The 15,451-nt window shown below is 72.7% G+C and carries 12 protein-coding genes; 2 read left to right on the top strand and 10 right to left on the bottom strand.

Annotated elements, in window-relative coordinates:
- Nucleotides 1-23: 23 nt before the first annotated feature.
- The 6 genes from VLK66_RS00125 to VLK66_RS00100 all read right to left on the bottom strand — a co-directional run bounded on the left by VLK66_RS00125 (nucleotide 24) and on the right by VLK66_RS00100 (nucleotide 6,209).
- Nucleotides 24-710, bottom strand: coding sequence for a tetratricopeptide repeat protein (locus tag VLK66_RS00125; protein WP_325306913.1), 687 nt, complete (start codon nucleotides 708-710; stop codon nucleotides 24-26).
- Entirely contained in the window at nucleotides 707-1,789 is a 1,083-nt protein-coding gene (locus tag VLK66_RS00120) for a vWA domain-containing protein (RefSeq protein WP_325306912.1), read from the bottom strand. The genes VLK66_RS00125 and VLK66_RS00120 overlap by 4 nt, the downstream gene beginning before the upstream one ends.
- Complete coding sequence (locus VLK66_RS00115; protein WP_325306911.1) at nucleotides 1,750-2,736, bottom strand: VWA domain-containing protein; 987 nt, start codon at nucleotides 2,734-2,736, stop codon at nucleotides 1,750-1,752. Before VLK66_RS00115 ends, VLK66_RS00120 begins: the two co-directional genes overlap by 40 nt.
- Nucleotides 2,733-3,848, bottom strand: coding sequence for a hypothetical protein (locus tag VLK66_RS00110; RefSeq protein WP_325306910.1), 1,116 nt, complete (start codon nucleotides 3,846-3,848; stop codon nucleotides 2,733-2,735). The genes VLK66_RS00115 and VLK66_RS00110 overlap by 4 nt, the downstream gene beginning before the upstream one ends.
- Nucleotides 3,845-4,855, bottom strand: coding sequence for a DUF58 domain-containing protein (locus VLK66_RS00105; protein WP_325306909.1), 1,011 nt, complete (start codon nucleotides 4,853-4,855; stop codon nucleotides 3,845-3,847). Before VLK66_RS00105 ends, VLK66_RS00110 begins: the two co-directional genes overlap by 4 nt.
- A 367-nt stretch (nucleotides 4,856-5,222) precedes the next feature.
- Entirely contained in the window at nucleotides 5,223-6,209 is a 987-nt protein-coding gene (locus tag VLK66_RS00100) for a MoxR family ATPase (RefSeq protein WP_349260470.1), read from the bottom strand.
- Nucleotides 6,210-6,562: 353 nt separating this feature from the next.
- Here VLK66_RS00100 and VLK66_RS00095 point away from each other — a divergent pair, with 353 nt between their 5' ends.
- Nucleotides 6,563-7,570, top strand: coding sequence for a hypothetical protein (locus tag VLK66_RS00095; protein ID WP_325306907.1), 1,008 nt, complete (start codon nucleotides 6,563-6,565; stop codon nucleotides 7,568-7,570).
- 174 nt (nucleotides 7,571-7,744) lie between these two features.
- On the top strand, nucleotides 7,745-8,803 hold the full coding sequence (locus VLK66_RS00090) for a hypothetical protein (RefSeq protein WP_325306906.1): 1,059 nt from the start codon (nucleotides 7,745-7,747) through the stop codon (nucleotides 8,801-8,803).
- A 92-nt stretch (nucleotides 8,804-8,895) separates the two neighbouring features.
- Here VLK66_RS00090 and VLK66_RS00085 read toward each other — a convergent pair whose 3' ends face one another.
- The 4 genes from VLK66_RS00085 to scpB form a co-directional block, all read right to left on the bottom strand.
- The gene (locus VLK66_RS00085) at nucleotides 8,896-10,485 is read right to left on the bottom strand and encodes a HEAT repeat domain-containing protein (protein WP_325306905.1); all 1,590 of its coding nucleotides are present in this window, start codon (nucleotides 10,483-10,485) and stop codon (nucleotides 8,896-8,898) included.
- Between the two features lie 334 nt (nucleotides 10,486-10,819).
- Entirely contained in the window at nucleotides 10,820-12,499 is a 1,680-nt protein-coding gene (locus VLK66_RS00080) for a hypothetical protein (protein WP_325306903.1), read from the bottom strand.
- Nucleotides 12,500-12,563: 64 nt separating this feature from the next.
- Entirely contained in the window at nucleotides 12,564-14,771 is a 2,208-nt protein-coding gene (locus tag VLK66_RS00075; protein ID WP_325306902.1) for a pseudouridine synthase, read from the bottom strand.
- On the bottom strand, nucleotides 14,761-15,324 hold the full coding sequence (gene scpB / locus VLK66_RS00070) for an SMC-Scp complex subunit ScpB (protein WP_325306883.1): 564 nt from the start codon (nucleotides 15,322-15,324) through the stop codon (nucleotides 14,761-14,763). Before scpB ends, VLK66_RS00075 begins: the two co-directional genes overlap by 11 nt.
- Nucleotides 15,325-15,451: the final 127 nt, after the last annotated feature.

Genomic DNA, 15,451 nt, shown 5'->3' with positions numbered 1-15,451 from the left:
CCTGAAAAGCAGGTGTCCATCGTCTACCAGTCGCGCACCGCCCGGTGCTGGGCGCGGCTGCGGCTCAGGACCTCGCGCTGGGCGTCCTTCTCCGCGTTCGAGGCGCCGGTCAGGATCTGCTCGGCCTGCCGCTCGCTGAGCTCGGGGCGCGGCGCGGGGTTGGGGTTCGGCGCGGGCCGCGGCGAGGGAGACGGCTGCGGCTGCGCGCCGCCGCCGCCCGCGCTCTGGTCCTGCCGGCTGCCGCCGCCCCCGCCGCCGCGCTTCGGCGGCTCGCGGCGGAGCAGGCGCTCGGCCAGCTCCAGGTTCCACTTGGCGTCCGCATCGTCGGGCCGCAGCAGCAACGCTTCCTTGTAGCGGCCGATGGCTCGCTCCAGCCGCTCGCGGCGCTGCTCCGCGCCCGTCACCCGGCGGCGGAAGACGGGCTCCAGGTCTGCGTTCCCCGCGTTGTACTTCGCGCGCTGCCGCAACTCCGCGTCCGGCGCCTCCGCCGCCGCCTCCAGGTGCGGGCGCGCGTCGTCCCAGCGCCCCAGCCGCAGCAGCGCCGTCCCCAGGTTGTAGCGCAGCGACGTGGAGGTGTCCCCCGCCGCGAGACGGGCGCGGTAGACGGCCTCGGCGCGGCGGAACTGGCCGGAGCGGTAGAGGCGGTTTCCCTCCACCACCCCGCCGCCCAGCAGCGGCGGGAGCGCGAGCAGGAGAAGGAGCCGCCTCACGACGCCACCTCCGCGCGCGGCCGGCGGCGCCCCGGCTCCTCGGGAAGGAGCGCGTCGATCGCCAGCAGGAGGAGCGCGACGCCCGCGAACCACGCGTAGCGGTTCCCTGGCGCGCCGCCCGTCGCCGTGCGGCGCGAGCGCGCGGGGACGCTGCGCGCCGCGGCGGCGACGGCGGCCGCGGCGCCGGGGCGGGACGCGTCCGCGTAGACGCCGCCGGTGCGCTTCGCGATCTCCTGCAGCAGCGGCGCGCCCAGCCTGGACGTCGCGACCTCGCCCGTCGGCTCGTGCTTCCACCCCACCTGCTTTCCCGTCATCGGGTCCACGTCGGGGACCTGGCCGCCCGCCGGCGTCCCGATCCCCACCGTGCTCACCGAAACCCCGGCGCGGCGGGCGACGTTCACCGCGCGCAGCACGTCATCGCGCTCCTCCAGCGCGTCGCCGTCCGTCAGCACCACCATCGCGCCGGACGGTGCGTCGCCGCGCGCGCCCGCGAGCAGGCCCAGCGACTGCACGATGGCGTCGGAGAGCGAGCTTCCGCCCTGCGTCACCAGGTCCGGCGACAGGCCGTCGATGTACAGCTGCAGCGCGCTGAAGTCGGTGGTCAGCGGCGACATGGCGTATCCCCGCCCGGCGAAGATGGCCAGACCCACGCGAGCGCCCTGCAGCCGCGCAAGGAGCTCGCGCGCGGTGCGCTTCTCCACCTCCAGCCGGTCCGGCGTCAGGTCGCGCACCCGCATCGACCCGGAGGCGTCCAGCACGAGGACGACGTCGGCGTTCCCCTCCGCGCCGGCCTCGGTATCCACCCCCCAGAGCGGGCCGACGATGGCGGCGCCCAGCATCAGCGCGGCCAGGGTGACCAGCAGGATGCGGCGGTTGGGCGCGGCGGTCAGGTCGGCGGCGCTCAGGCGGCGCACCAGCCCGGCCTCGCCCAGCGCCTCGGCGGCCTGGCGGCGGCGGCGCGCGTACAGCAGCATCGCCAGCCCCACGATGCAGGGGAGGAGCGGGATCAGGTGCACGAGCTCCGGGTGCGCCATCCCCATCAGGGCACCCTCCCCCAGCGCGTGGCGCGGAAGCACCATTCGGCCACCAGCAGCACCGCCGCGGCCAGCAGGAAGGGGAGATACCGCTCGCTGAAGCGCACGGAGCGCCGCACGTTCACCCGCGTCTTCACCAGCCGGTCGATCTCGGCGTAGATGCGCCGCAGCGCCCCCAGGTCGGTGGCGCGGTAGTATCGCCCGCCGGTGGTCCGCGCGATCTCCTGCAGCAGCGGCTCGTCGATGCTCACCGGCATCCACGCGTAGCGCAGCATCCCGTTCGGCGTCACCGCCACGGGGATGCGCGCGCGCGTCCGCGACCCCACGCCGATAGTGAACACGCGGATCCCGAACGCCGCCGCCGCCTTGGCCGCGTCGCGCGGGTCCACGGCGCCGCGGTTGTTGTCGCCGTCGCTCATCAGGATGATGACGCGGCTCTGCCCCGGCGTCTGCTTCAGCCGGTTGGCGGCGGTGGCCAGCCCCAGCCCGATGGCCGTCCCGTCCTGCAGCATCCCCACCTGCACGTTCCCGAGCTGGATGCCCAGGAGGTTGTGGTCGGCCGTCGCGGGCACCTGCGTCAGCGCCTCGGCCGCGAAGGCCACCAGCCCGATGCGGTCGTGGGGACGGTTCTCCACGAAGTCGGCCATCGTCGCCTTGGCCGCGCCCAGCCGGTTGGGCGTGAAGTCCTCCGCCAGCATGGACGACGACACGTCCAGCGCCAGCATGATGTCGATCCCCTCCGACGCCTCCTCGACCACGCGGGCGCCGGTGCGCGGGCCGGCGATGGCCACGATCAGGGAGACGAGCGCCGCGGTGCGCAGGATTTCCGGCAGCACGCCCAGGAACGCCGCGCCGCGCGTTCCCAGCGCGGAAAGGGTGGAGGCGCGGGAGAAGACGATGGCCGTGTCGCGCGCGCGCCGGACGCGCCACCACCACACGGGAACGAGCGCAAGCAGCAGCAGCGCCCACGGATGCGCCAGGTCCAGCCTCACGGCGCCACCTCCGCGGCCACGGCCTCCGCCGGCTCGGACGCCGGCGCGGCGAAGGTCTTCACCCAGTCGCGCGCGTGGTCCAGGTCGCGCCGGGCGTCGTCCGGCTCACGCCCGCGGCGGGCGAACTTCGCCAGGTCGGCCACGCGCAGCAGCTCGCCCAGGGTGGCGAGATGGATCTCGTCCGCTCGCGCGCTCCGCATCTCCCCCATCAGCTCGGCGGTGGTCAGGTCCGTGCTCCAGCGCGGGTCCAGCGACGCGGCCAGGCCGCGCAGGGCTTCGGAAACGAGGGAGTAGAAGGCGTTCCAGTTCCCCGCCTCGATGAAACCGCTCGTGCGCGCGCGCTCCAGCAGCGCCAGCGCGCGCTCCCGCGCCGTCGCGGGGATGCGGCGCGCGCGGCGGCGGCGGACCAGCTTCGCGACCAGCCAGGCGATCAGGGCGATCAGGAGAAGCGCGAGCGCCGCCAGCAGCGCCAGCAGCCGCCAGTCGCGCGACGCGCCCCACACGTCGTGCGGCGGGCGGACGCGCCACTTCGTCGTGTCCACCGGGAGGACGGAGCGCACCTCCGGCAGGCGCAGGGCGACGGGGATGGTGGCGACGCGCCCGTCCGGCGCGGTGAGCCGCAGCGTCGCCCCCGCGGTGTCCGGAAGCCCCGGCACCCACGCCACCATCGGCGCGACCACCAGGTAGCGCGTCCACGCGCTGTCCGCCGCCGTCGCCGTCGCCCGGCCGACCACGCGCCAGCGGTCCGCGGAGTCCTTCGCGACGTCGATGGCGACGCGCGTCCCCGCGGGAACGGAGACGGCCAGCCCGGAGACGAAGCGTTCGCCGACGGTGACGGCGCGCGGGCGGACGCTGGCCGTGTACGCGAACCCCGGCGGCGGCGGCATCGTCGCCGTGGTGGTGTCCAGCGTGGGGCGGATCGTGTCGCGCGTCCCCGCCGGCGCGGAGGGAGCGGCGCGCGGCGGGCGCTGCGTGCGCGGGCGGAGGGCGCCCAGGCGGCGTCCGGGCTCCGCGCGCGGCGCGGCCGTCCGCGCGGGAACGGAGTCCTGCGCGGAGAGCGGCGCGGCGGCCAGCAGCGCCACGGCGGCCAGGAGCGGGGCGGCGCGCCTCATCGTCCCCGCCGGCGCTCGCGGCGGCGGAAGAAGGAGAGGATGGCCTTGGACGCATCGCCCTCCGTGGACAGCTCGATCGCATCCAGCCCCAGCCGCCGGAACACGCGCCGGATGGCCGTCCACTCCCGCTCCACCGCCTCCCGGTAGGCCCGCCGGTTCCCCTCGTCGCCCGAGTTGAACACGACCAGCGCGCCCGTCTCCGGGTCCATCACCTGCACCAGCCCGGCGTCGGGAAAGTCCAGCTCCGCCTTGTCGGTCAGGGCGATGGGGACCACGTCGTGGCGGTACGCCAGCGCGGTGAAGGCCCGCTCCAGCTCGCGCGTGAGCGGCTGCTGGAAGTCTGAGACCAGAAGCACGATGGAGCGCGAGCGGAGGATGCGGACCGCGTACTCGATGGCCCCGGTGAGGTCCGTCCCCGTCCCCTTCGGCTCGAAGCTGAGCAGGTCGCGCACGATCCGCAGCGCGTGCCGCCGCCCCTTGCGCGGGGGAACGAACAGCTCGATGCCGTCGGTGAAGACGAGGAGCGCCACGCGGTCGTTGTTGCGCACCGCCGACATGGCGAGCGACGCGGCCACCTCGGCCACCAGCTCGCTCTTGAACCGCCCGCGCGTGCCGAAGCGCTCCGAGCCGCTGAGGTCCACCATCAGCAGCACGGTCAGCTCGCGCTCCTCCACGTACTTCTTCACGAACGTGCCGCCGGTCCGCGCCGAGACGTTCCAGTCGATGGTGCGCACGTCGTCGCCGGGGAGGTATTCGCGCACCTCCACGAACTCGATTCCCTGCCCCTTGAACACCGAGTGGTACTCGCCGCTGTAGCGCGACGAGACCAGGCCGCGCGTGCGCAGCTCGATGCGCCGCACCTGCCGCAGCACCTCGGGCAGCGCCGGCGCCGTGCTGGCGTGCGCGGGAAGCGCCGGCCCGCGCTCGCCGCGCCGCCGGAAGAGCCCGCGCAGCCACCCGAAGCGGCGCCGCGGCTCGGGCCGGGGACGCGCGAAGCGGCTCAGCATGGCGCGCTCCGGATGGCCCCGCGGGCCCTCTCCCCGGCTGCCCGGCGCGACTCCCGTCGCGTCCGGACAGCCTGTCCCTCCCCCAAAACCGCCTGGGGGAGGGACGGGGCTGCGTCGGGGCCTGCAACCCTCCGCGGGGCGACGGGGTTTAGGTGCGCCGGGTATTCGGCACAGCGCGCGGATGCCACGGCTCGCACCGGAGTCCGCGCAGGCGAACTGTGTGCCGTTGTAGCCGCGAGTTTACTCGCATTTTCCACGATCGACGCCGTCACGACCACGTACATCCCGGACATCCCCGCCACGGCTCCGCCCATCGCCGCCGCGATCCGCATCTCCCCCGCCCCGATCCCCATCACCCCGGCTCTGTTCAAGGCACGCGCACCGTCTCGAAGATGCGGCGCACGATGAGGTCGGAGGTGATCTCCTCGGCCTCGGCCTCGTAGGTGGTCACGATGCGGTGGCGCAGCACGTCGGGGCCGATGGCCTTCACGTCCTCGGGCGTCACGTACGCGCGGCCGCGCAGGAACGCATGGGCGCGCGCGCACGATGCCAGCGCGATGGTGGCGCGGGGAGAAGCGCCGAACTCGATCAGCGGCTCCAGGTCCGGCGCGCCGGCCGCCTTCGCGTCGCGCGTGGCGGCCACCAGGTCCAGGATGTAGTCGGCGATCTTGTCGTCCAGGTACAGGTTGGCGATCTGGTCGCGCGCGGCCAGGATCTCGTCCGGATGCGCCACGTGCTGCACGGAGATGTGCCCTGGGGCGCTCATCCGCCGCAGGATCTCCTTCTCCTCCACCCGCGTGGGATAGCCCACGCGCACCTTCAGCATGAAGCGGTCGACCTGCGCCTCGGGAAGCGGATACGTCCCCACCTGCTCGATGGGGTTCTGCGTGGCGAGGACGAGGAACGGCTGCGGAAGCGGATACGTCTCGCCGCCGATGGTCACCTGGCGCTCCTGCATGGCCTCGAGCAGCGCGGCCTGCACCTTGGCCGGCGCGCGGTTCACCTCGTCGGCCAGCACGATGTGGGCGAAGATGGGGCCCTTGTGGGGGACGAACTCGCCGGTGCGCGCGTTGTAGATGGTGGTTCCCACCACGTCCGCCGGAAGGAGGTCGGGGGTGAACTGGATGCGCTGGAACGACGCGTCGATGGTTTCGGCCAGGGTGCGCACGGCCAGCGTCTTGGCCAGGCCCGGAAGCCCCTCCATCAGCACGTGCCCGCCGGTGAGCATCCCGATCAGCAGGCGCTCGATCATGTATTCCTGCCCCACCACGCGCCGGTGCACCTCGGCGCTGATGCGGTCCAGGAAATCCGCCCGCGGCAGTTCCGCCGGCGCGTAGGGAGAAGCCGTCGTCATCGCGTCCATGTGTCCCGTCGATCCCGTCATCCGCCCGCAGAGGCCAACCCGCAGTGCACGGGGAAAGATCGTGCCGGGCCGTGGGATAGGGCAAATCGGGAGGGGACAGGGGACAGGGAACAGGACAGGGGATCGGGAGGGACGGGAGCTCGATCGGAAGATGATCAGCCGGGTCGTGAAGCGATGGATTTTCCCGCGGAACGCAGGGGCTCTTTCGGCCCGACTGCCGCCCCTTGTGCATCATACCATTTCCCGCTATATATTGCGCGCTCGATAAACATCCGTTCTCCCGCCTCGCGATCCGCGGGGCGGCACGCAACGGATTCATCCACCCACCTGGCAGGGAGAGGACCATGCAGCACCGCAGCAGGTCGATCTTCACGATCGCCGCCACCGCAGTTCTGTTCGCGACAATCGCCGCGTGCGACGAGCCCACGCTCACCGGCGGCGCCGGCGGAACCGCCCGCACCGAGCTGGCGCCCGAGGGCGACCGCGCGCTGTACCGCAGCGGCGACGAGCTGGCCCTGGACGCCGACCGGCGCGCCGGGATGCTCACCGCCGACCTGGCGCGGCTTGAGGAGCAGCAGGGATACCCGTCGCTGCGCGCCTACCTGGACCCGGACGCAACCGAGGAGACGGCCAGGGCGAGCGGCGACTCCGAGGAGCCCACCGGGAACGAGGCGGTGGCGCTGCAGAAGGACGGCGTGACGCGCGGCGACTTCAACGTGGCCGACGGCATCCTGTCGCTGCTGAACAGCCGCGGCGAGATCCAGGTGGGCGACACCGTCTACAAGGTCACGCGCGACAACGCCTACGCGGTGAACGTCCGCGACCTGGCGGTGCTGCGCGAGAAGGTGCCCACGCTCAGCTCGCCCGCCCCCGCCGACGGCGACCCGCGCATCGTGGTGGAACCCATCAAGACCACCGAAATGCCCGGCGGCGACAAGCCGGCCGCCAGCCGCAGCGGCGACCCCGCGGGGATGGCGTCGATCGGCGCGGCCACCAGCAGCTGCCTGTGGCAGAGCGGCAGCAACCGGATGCACGGCAAGACGTACATCACCAGCTTCTGGTTCTACTCCGAGGCGGGGATCCGCACCGACTGGGAGCACCGCCACAGCTTCCTGTGGTGGAGCTGGTGGTCCAACGAGTGGCAGCCGGGCACGCTGGGGTACTACTACTCGCTGGGCGGCCTGACCATCGGCAGCAGCTACGTCTACCCGACCTCCGGCAGCTTCGTGCAGAGCGGCACCGCCTCGGTGGGCAAGGTGATCGCCTCGGGGTGGTTCAAGAGCATCCGCGGCGCGATCTACGGCACGCACTGGTCGCCGATCGGCACCTGCTACACGGCCGTCTACATGTAAGCCACCCTCTCCACCTGCTCCCGCGCCAGTCGCGGGAGCAGCCTATCGCCAGTTCCTGACGCGAATTTCTCCCACAACAGACTCATCATGAAGTTGCTCCGCAGAAACGCGCTACTCGCATGCGCGTCGATCGCTCTTACCGGACCCATCGTTTCCGGATGTGGCGATTCGACCTTGGCGACCGTTCCGTCGGGCCGCCGTGCGTACGTGACCCAACCGGGCCAGAAGGGTCTCTGCGATCCGGACGGGATCCAGCCCTCCTACGACTACAATCGCTACGATGAGCCGGTGTACACGAAATGCGATCCGCCGCCCCTCGAGCTCCTGACCGAGAGGGCGGTGTTCTCCAGCGGCGATGAACTGATGAACCAGCTGGCGCCCCGCATCGACGCGCCGATCGAAACGCTGGTGGCATATGAGCAGCAGCAGGGATATCCGTCGCTCCGCGCGCACCTGGACGGAGGCGAGTCGACGGAAGAAGGAGCGGCTGCCGGGGCGGGGAGCGACGGGCCGACCGGGAACGAGGCCGCGACGCTGGAGCAGGACGGGGTCACTCGTGCCGACTTCCCGGTCGGTGACGCCATCCTGTCTCTACTCAACGACCGGGGAGAGATCCAGATCGCAGACACCGTGTACAAGGTGACGCGCGACAACGTCTACGCGGTGAACGTGGTGGATCTGCCCGTGCTGCGGCAGAAGGTACCGTCCCTCAGCTCTCCACCCCCGGCAGACGGTGATCCACGGATCGCGGTTACGCCGGTGGAGACCACGGTGCCCCGCGAATCCATGGAGCCGCTGTCCAGCCTGACGGCAACGAATGGACCCCGATTCCACCACATCCCCGGCGTGGGCAGCGTCTGCGAAGTGTACGCCGGAAGCAGCAACCGCATGCGTGGCACGTCGTACAAGACCTTCTGGTTCTTCTACACCGAGGCGGGCGTGACGACCGAGTGGGAACGAAAGAAGAAGTTCCTGTGGTGGTCGTACTGGGCCAGCACGTACCAGCCGGGAACGCTCTCGTACAGCTTCACCTCGACGCTCACCCAGGGGCAGATCGGTCTTCCCGGGTCCAACCCGGCCGGGCCGCGCAGCGGCAGCTTCAGCTGGACCGGCACGTCCAGGATCCACACAACGCTGGCATGGGGCATCTTCCACCGCATTTTGGGGGAGATCCATTCGCACCACTCGGTTTCCAACTCATCCGTTACTGGCTCGTGCGACACAACCGCCTGATGCGGTCGTGACTTCCGTCCGTCGGCGGAGGTAAAACCGAAGGCCCCGTGGCAAATGCCGCGGGGCCTTCCGCCTCTACCCACCGAGTAAACCTACGCCACGTCGGGATTGCCGTCTCCCGGCCGGTCCGCCGTCCCTTCGCTGGCCTTGATGGCGGCTTCGCGGACGGCGTCGTTGCGGTCGCGCATGAGGCGCTGGAGGACGGTGCGCGCCGCCTCGCCGCCCACATCGCCGAGGGCGCGGATGGCCTCCACGCGGATGGGGATGGGGACGCGCGAGAAGAGGCTGCCGCCGTTCGCGCGGTCGGCCAGCGCGGCGATGGCGCGCGGGTCGCCGATGCGGCCCAGCGCGCGCACGATCTCGATCACCGTCTCCTGGTCGGTCTCGCCGCCCAGGCGCTTGATCAGCGGGGCCACCGCCGTTCCCGCCTTGGTGAGCCCCAGGCCCAGCGCCGCCGCCGACCGCAGCGACGGCTCCGCATCCCCCAGCCCCACGATCAACTGCTGCACCGCCTCGTCGCCGCCGAACTTGCTGAGCGCGATGATGGTCTCGCGGCGCACGCGCACGTCGGGGTGCCGGATGGTGCGCGCGAAGTGCTCGGGGGCGTCGGCGCTGCGGATCTCGCCCAGGATCCCCACCATGTTGCGCACCACGAACCAGCGCTCGTCGCCGATCATGTCCTCCAGCAGGGGAACGCCCACGCGGTCCAGCTCCACCAGCGCGTCGCGGAAGGCGCGCCGCGCGGACAGGTCGCTGGCGCCCACCAGGCTGCGCACCAGCGGCGTCACCACCTCGGCGCCCAGGGCGAGAAGAACGCCGCGCAGCTCGGCGCGCTCGTCCTCGCTCTTGCTGCGCCCCAGCCGCTCCACGATCTCCTCGATGATGTAGCGGTTGGCGATGCGGTGCATGGCCATGACGATGCTGCCGCGCGTGGACGGGTTGCGCTTGGCCAGCGCGTCGGAGTCGCGCCGCAGGTCGCGCAGCACGCCGATGGCGCGGTCCATCATCCCCCGCTCGATGCACCACTGCGCCACGTACTCCAGCCGCTGCAGCGCCTCCACGCGGTCGCTGTCGGCGCCCTCGCGCAGCATCTTCCGCAGCTCCTCCAGGTCCTCCGTCTCCACCCGCCGCGCGGAAAGCTGCACCTGCTGATACATGTCGTGCGTGCTCCACAGCGCCACGCCGTCGAACTCGCCCTTCTCCTTCTTCTTCCCCGCCCCGGGCACCGGGAGCGCCGGCCCCGACGCCGCCACCGTGATGGGCGCGGCGGTGATGGTGCGCCCGTTCACCGCCACGCGCGACACCCCCGCCGCCGAGAGCGCCGCCTCCAGCCCGCCCGCGGCGGCAATCACGCGCGGCGGCAGCGCCACGCCCGACAGGAAGCGCCCCAGCGACTCGGCCGGCACGTGGTGCTGGAACACCACCTCGCGCACGCCCAGCTCCACCAGCTTGGCGCCCAGCCGCTGCACGTGCGGCGACCGCCGCGCCACCGTCTCGCCCGCCACCGCCAAGCCGCCCGGCGCCACGTCGATGGCCAGGTCGTCGCCGTACGCCAGCAGCGCCTCTTCCACCCGGTGCAGCTGCGTGACCAGGGTGGGATGGACGATCGGGTAGAACTCGCTGAGGGAGTGCCCTTTCGCGAGGTCTACGACGATGGCGGGGACGGTCTTGGGTCCGCTCATGGGATTCGGGACGGTGGTGCTGCGTCCGGGACTGGGGAAGTCCTGAGTCCTAAAGTCCTAAGTCCTGAGTCCTGAGTGCCAAGTGCCAAGTGCCGAGTGCCGAGTGCCGAGTGCCGAGTGATGAGGCACATCGGGGCGAGCGAAAAATGCGACTGAAGTCGCGGCTACAAGGGCACGCAGTCCGCCTTCGCGGACTTCATCGGCGCGGTGGCGGCCGGGGCGCGTGGCACCAGCATCAGCGCGGCGGGCACCTCGTCATCCAAACGCACCTGCCACTCAGCACTCAGCACTCAGCACTAGGCACTAGTAGGCACTAGGCACTAGGCACTAGGCACTATCTCTTGATCCTCTCCCCCTCATCCTCGTACCGGAACACCCACGCCGCCAGCGCGCCGGGGCGGATGGTGCGCTCGCGGTGCCAGGGCTCCATGTCCCACTGGCTGCCGCCCTCGGGGCCGGGCTCCCCGGTGATGCGGGCCAGCACGCCCACCGCGCGGTCGCGCCATGCCTCCCAGTTGGCGGCGCGCAGGTCCACCCACCCCTTCCACGCGGTGTCGTCCAGCGCCTCGGCCGGCTCGGGCTCCACCACCACCTTGCGGCCGCGCAGCACCCGCTCGCCGTCGGGGAGGAGGATCGCGAGATTCGCCGACAGGATGCGCGTGCGCAGGTCGATGTCGCTGGCCACCAGCGCGTCGGCGTCGCGCGCGGCGGCGTCGGGCTCCAGCTGCGCGGCGCACTCCAGGCTCCCGCCGCAGATGCGCCGCAGGATCTCGCCCTCGAACAATAGCTTGGTCAGCCGCGGCGGGCCCAGCATCTCGAAGCCCACGCTCCGGTGCTCCGCATCGCGCTCCAGCTCTTCCATGTACGCCAGCGCGCTCTGCCGCAGCACACCGGCCCGGTAGGTGGGGCCGCTGGTGGAGGCGTCCAGCGCGGCGACCACGTCGCGGCCGGTGGGGTGCCCGGTGATCTCGCGCACCGCGTCGCGAGCGATCTCCTCGGGGGTGATGAACTCCATCAGCCCCAGCGAGGTGATGGCCTCGAACTCGTCGGGGCTGAACAATCCGTTCTCGCCCGAGTCCAGGTAAACGCCCTGCAGCACCTGCCCGGTGTCGCGCCACAGCGTGTCGCGCCCGAACTCCCTGCGCGCCAGCCGGGCCTCGCCGCCGCGCCCCGGCTCGGGCGGCGCCACGAACGCGTCCGCGACGGAGACGGGCGCCACCGCGTCCACGCGGGTGATGGGCGCGCCGCGCCACACCACGTCGCCCGAGCGGATCCCCTTCCACGAGATGGCGGCGGTGGGCTTGATCTCCTTCACCGCCGGGGCGCCGGGGGTGCGCGCCATCAGGTACAGCAGCAGCGTGTGCGCGCCCGCCACCGCGGACTTGGACAGGAGCTGGCGGCTGGGCCGGTCCTCGCTGTGGGTGAAGGGGATGTTGAGCCCCATCCCCCCCGTGCCGGCCGTGCCGATCTTCAGGTAGACGCGCGTGCCGACGGCCTGCATGGCGTGCAGCGCCACCCACACGTGGTGGATCAGGTGCGGCAGGGTGATGGTGGCCAGGTGCTTCTCGATGGTCTCCAGGTCCACCGGCCCGCGGCGCGCCGCCTCGCGCAGCGACTGCGCGCTCTTGAACACGTTCTGGTAAGCGAACCCCGTCGCCGTGTTGATGCAGTCGATCAGCGCGTCGGGGCGGTGGCGCAGCACCAGGTCGCCCAGCGCGGAGCGCAGCAGCGCCTCGTCGCCCAGCGGCCCGTACAGCTCGTCGAGCATGGCGCCGCGCGCACCGGCGTCGTCCAGCAGCGTGTCGCGGCGCTCGTCCTTCAGGGCGGCGGGCACGAACAGATTCCCCCACTCGCCGGCGATCTCCACGCCGTCGGGGGCGTGGGCGCGCAGCTCCTCCACCCCGTCGTCCGCCTCGCGCTGCGTGAGGGCGGAGATGACCAGCAGCCCGGGCTTCAGCGGCAGCAGCGCGCGGGCGATGGCCATCCCCACCAGCCCCGAGCCGCCCAGGATCACGATGCGTGAATCGCGGATATCCAAAAGAAATCGATACGTCAGGGTGATGTGATGCGGTTCGCGGTCACCGCCGCCCGCGCGGCGCGCCGCCCTTCTTCGGCCCGCGCGATCCCCCGCCCCCGCGCGGGGACGATCCGCCGCCGCCCGCGCGCGGTCCCGAAGGCCGCCCCCCGCCCGGCTTCCCGCCGCGCCGCGGAGAGTCGTCTCCCGCGCCGCCGCGCGGCCCCGACGGACGCCCGCCGCCGCGAGGCCCCGACGGCTTCGACGGCCGCCGCGACTCCTCTTCGTCGCGGTCGCGCCCGGCGCGCACGCTGTCGTGGAACGTCCCGCGCCGCCCATAGCCGGGCCCACGCGACGTCGCCGAGTCGTCGCCGTCACGATCGCGAGGAGCACCCGGCTTCGCCCCGCGTCCACCGCCCGGCCCGCGCGGCGCCTCCTCGTCCCGATCCCGCCGCGGCGACGGCTTTCCGCCCCGCGCCGGACGATCGCTGCGCTCGCCGCCCGCCGCCGGACGCGATGCGCCGCGCCCGCGAGCCGGCCCACGCGGCGTCTCTTCATCCCCCGGCTCACGGCGCGAGTACGGCTTGCCACCACGCGCTGGACGCTCGGGCCGGTCACCGCCCGCGGGTCGAGCACCGCGAGCCGGCCCGCGCGTCGGCGCCTCCTCATCCCCCGACTCACGGCGCGCGTACGGCTTGCCCGCGCGGGCCGGCCGATCGCCGGACGTGGGACGGGCACTACCTCCGCGAGCCGGAGCGCGCGTCGGCTTCTCGTTATCCCCCGAGTCACGGCGCCCGTACGGCTTTCCGGCGCGCGGCGGCCTCTCTTCGTCCCCCGAATCGCGGCGCTGGAACGGCTTGGCGGCGCGCGTCGGGCGCTCAGTGCGATCGCCGGAAGCAGGACGGGCACCGCGAGCCGGAGCGCGCGACGGCGTCTCCTCATCCCCCGAATCGCGGCGCGCGTACGGCCTGGCGGTGCGCGTCGGACGCTCGGGACGATCGCCGGATGCCGGACGGGCGCCACGTGCCGGAGCGCGCCTCGGGGCCTCTTCGTCACTCGACTCCCGACGAGAGTACGGCTTGGCAGCGCGCGTCGGGCGTTCGGCCCCGTCACCGGCGGCGGTGCGGGTGGCGCGGCGGACCGGGGCGCGCGCCGGCGTCTCGTCATCTCCCGAGTCCCGTCGCGGAGCGGGCTTTCCGGCTGGCTTCGCGCGGGTGGGTGGGCGCGACGGGTCCCACGGGCGGCGCTCGCCCGCGCGGTCCATCTCCCGCTCCTGCGAGGCGCGGCGCGGCTTCGACGTGTTCGTCTTTCGCGGGCCCTTCGCCGCGTCCTTGCCGCGCGCCGGGGCCTGCGCCTTCTCGCGGGCGACGCGGTCCGCGCCCTTGCCGCGCTCGGAGCCGCGCTTGGTCTTCGTCATCTTCTCCCGCTCCCTCTTCTCGGTGCGCGCGACCACCATCTCCTCGGCCGCATGCTCGTCCGTCTTGCGGCGCGGCGGGCGCTCGCCGCCGGCGGCCTCGGCCTTCCCCGGCTTCCTGCGCAGCGCGGCCAGCTCCGGCTCGGTCACGATGCGCCACTTCCCCGGCTTCAGCTCGCCCAGCGAGACCGGGCCGAAGCGGCGCCGGATCAGGCGGTGCACCGGGTGGCCCAGCACGTCCAGCATCCGCCGCACCTCGCGGTACTTCCCCTCGCGCAACACCAGCGAGAGGCGGTGCTCGTTCTCGCCCGTCTGGTGCAGGCGGCGGATGGACTCGGCGCGCAGCAGCTCGCCATCGTCCTCCACCCCTTCCTCCACGATGCGGTGCATCTGCTCGGCCGTGGGCTTCCCCTCCACGTCGGCCCAGTACTCCTTGGTCACGCCGAACGACGGGTGCGTCATGCGGTTGGCCAGCGTGCCGTCGTTGGTCAGCAGCAGCAGCCCCTCGCTGTCGCGGTCCAGCCGGCCCACGTGGAAGAGCCCGTGGAATTTCTCGGGGAGGAGGTCGTACACCGTCTTGCGGCCGTACGGGTCGTCGCGCGTGGTGACGTAGCCCTTGGGCTTGTTGATGGCGAGCCAGGTGATGGGCTGCACCTCGATGGGCTGCCCGTCGACCTCGATGTGGTCGACGCCGGGGGTGATCCTGATTCCGGGCGCGGTCACGCTCACGCCGTTCACGAACACGCGCCCGGCGGCGATCAGCTCCTCGGCGTGGCGCCGCGAGGCGACGCCGGAGTGCGCCAGGAAGGCTTGCAGGCGCACTTCCTCGCCGTGCGTGGGCTGGGTCTTACGCGGCATCACCAAGCGTGAGCTGGGGGTCGGGGTCGCGGCGCGCGAGCACCACGGGAAGTTCCTCGGGACGCGGCAGGTCGTCCAGCGAGCGGAAGCCGAAGTGCTGCAGGAAGAAGGGCGTGGTGCCGTACAGCAGCGGCCGTCCCAGCCCCTCGCCGCGCCCCACCACCTCGATCAGGCCGCGCTCCTGCAGCGTCTTCAGCACGGCGCCGGCGCCCACGCCGCGGATTTCCTCCACCTCCGCGCGCCCCACGGGCTGGCGGTAGGCCAGGATGGCCAGCGTTTCCAGCGCGGGCCCGGACAGGCGCTGGGAAGACGGCACGCTGTCGAAGCGCTCCAGCACCGGCGCGTACTCGGGGCGGGTGAGGATCTGGTAGCCGCCGCCCACCTCGAAGATGCCGAACGCGCGCTCCTGGTCGTCGTACTCGGCGCGCAGCTCGGTGATGGCGGCCTCCACGCTCTCCTCGTCCAGCGACTCGTCGGCGCGCGCCAGCTCGGCCGCGCTGAGCGGCGCCTCGCTGGCGAAGAGCAGCGCCTCCACCATGCGGCTGGCCCTCATGCGCGCCTTGCCCCGGGGCCGAACAGATCCCGTGCGCGCCCGACGGCATCCCTGGATCGCGCGCGGGATGGGAAGTGCCCGGGCAGGCCTGCACCGGCGGCTGAAGCCGCAGCAACAACTACGGGAA

This window comes from Longimicrobium sp. (assembly GCF_035474595.1).
In the GTDB taxonomy this organism is placed as follows: Bacteria; Gemmatimonadota; Gemmatimonadetes; order Longimicrobiales; family Longimicrobiaceae; genus Longimicrobium.
Note: the sequence above shows the minus strand (reverse complement) of the source record. Positions and strands in the feature narration are given on the sequence as shown.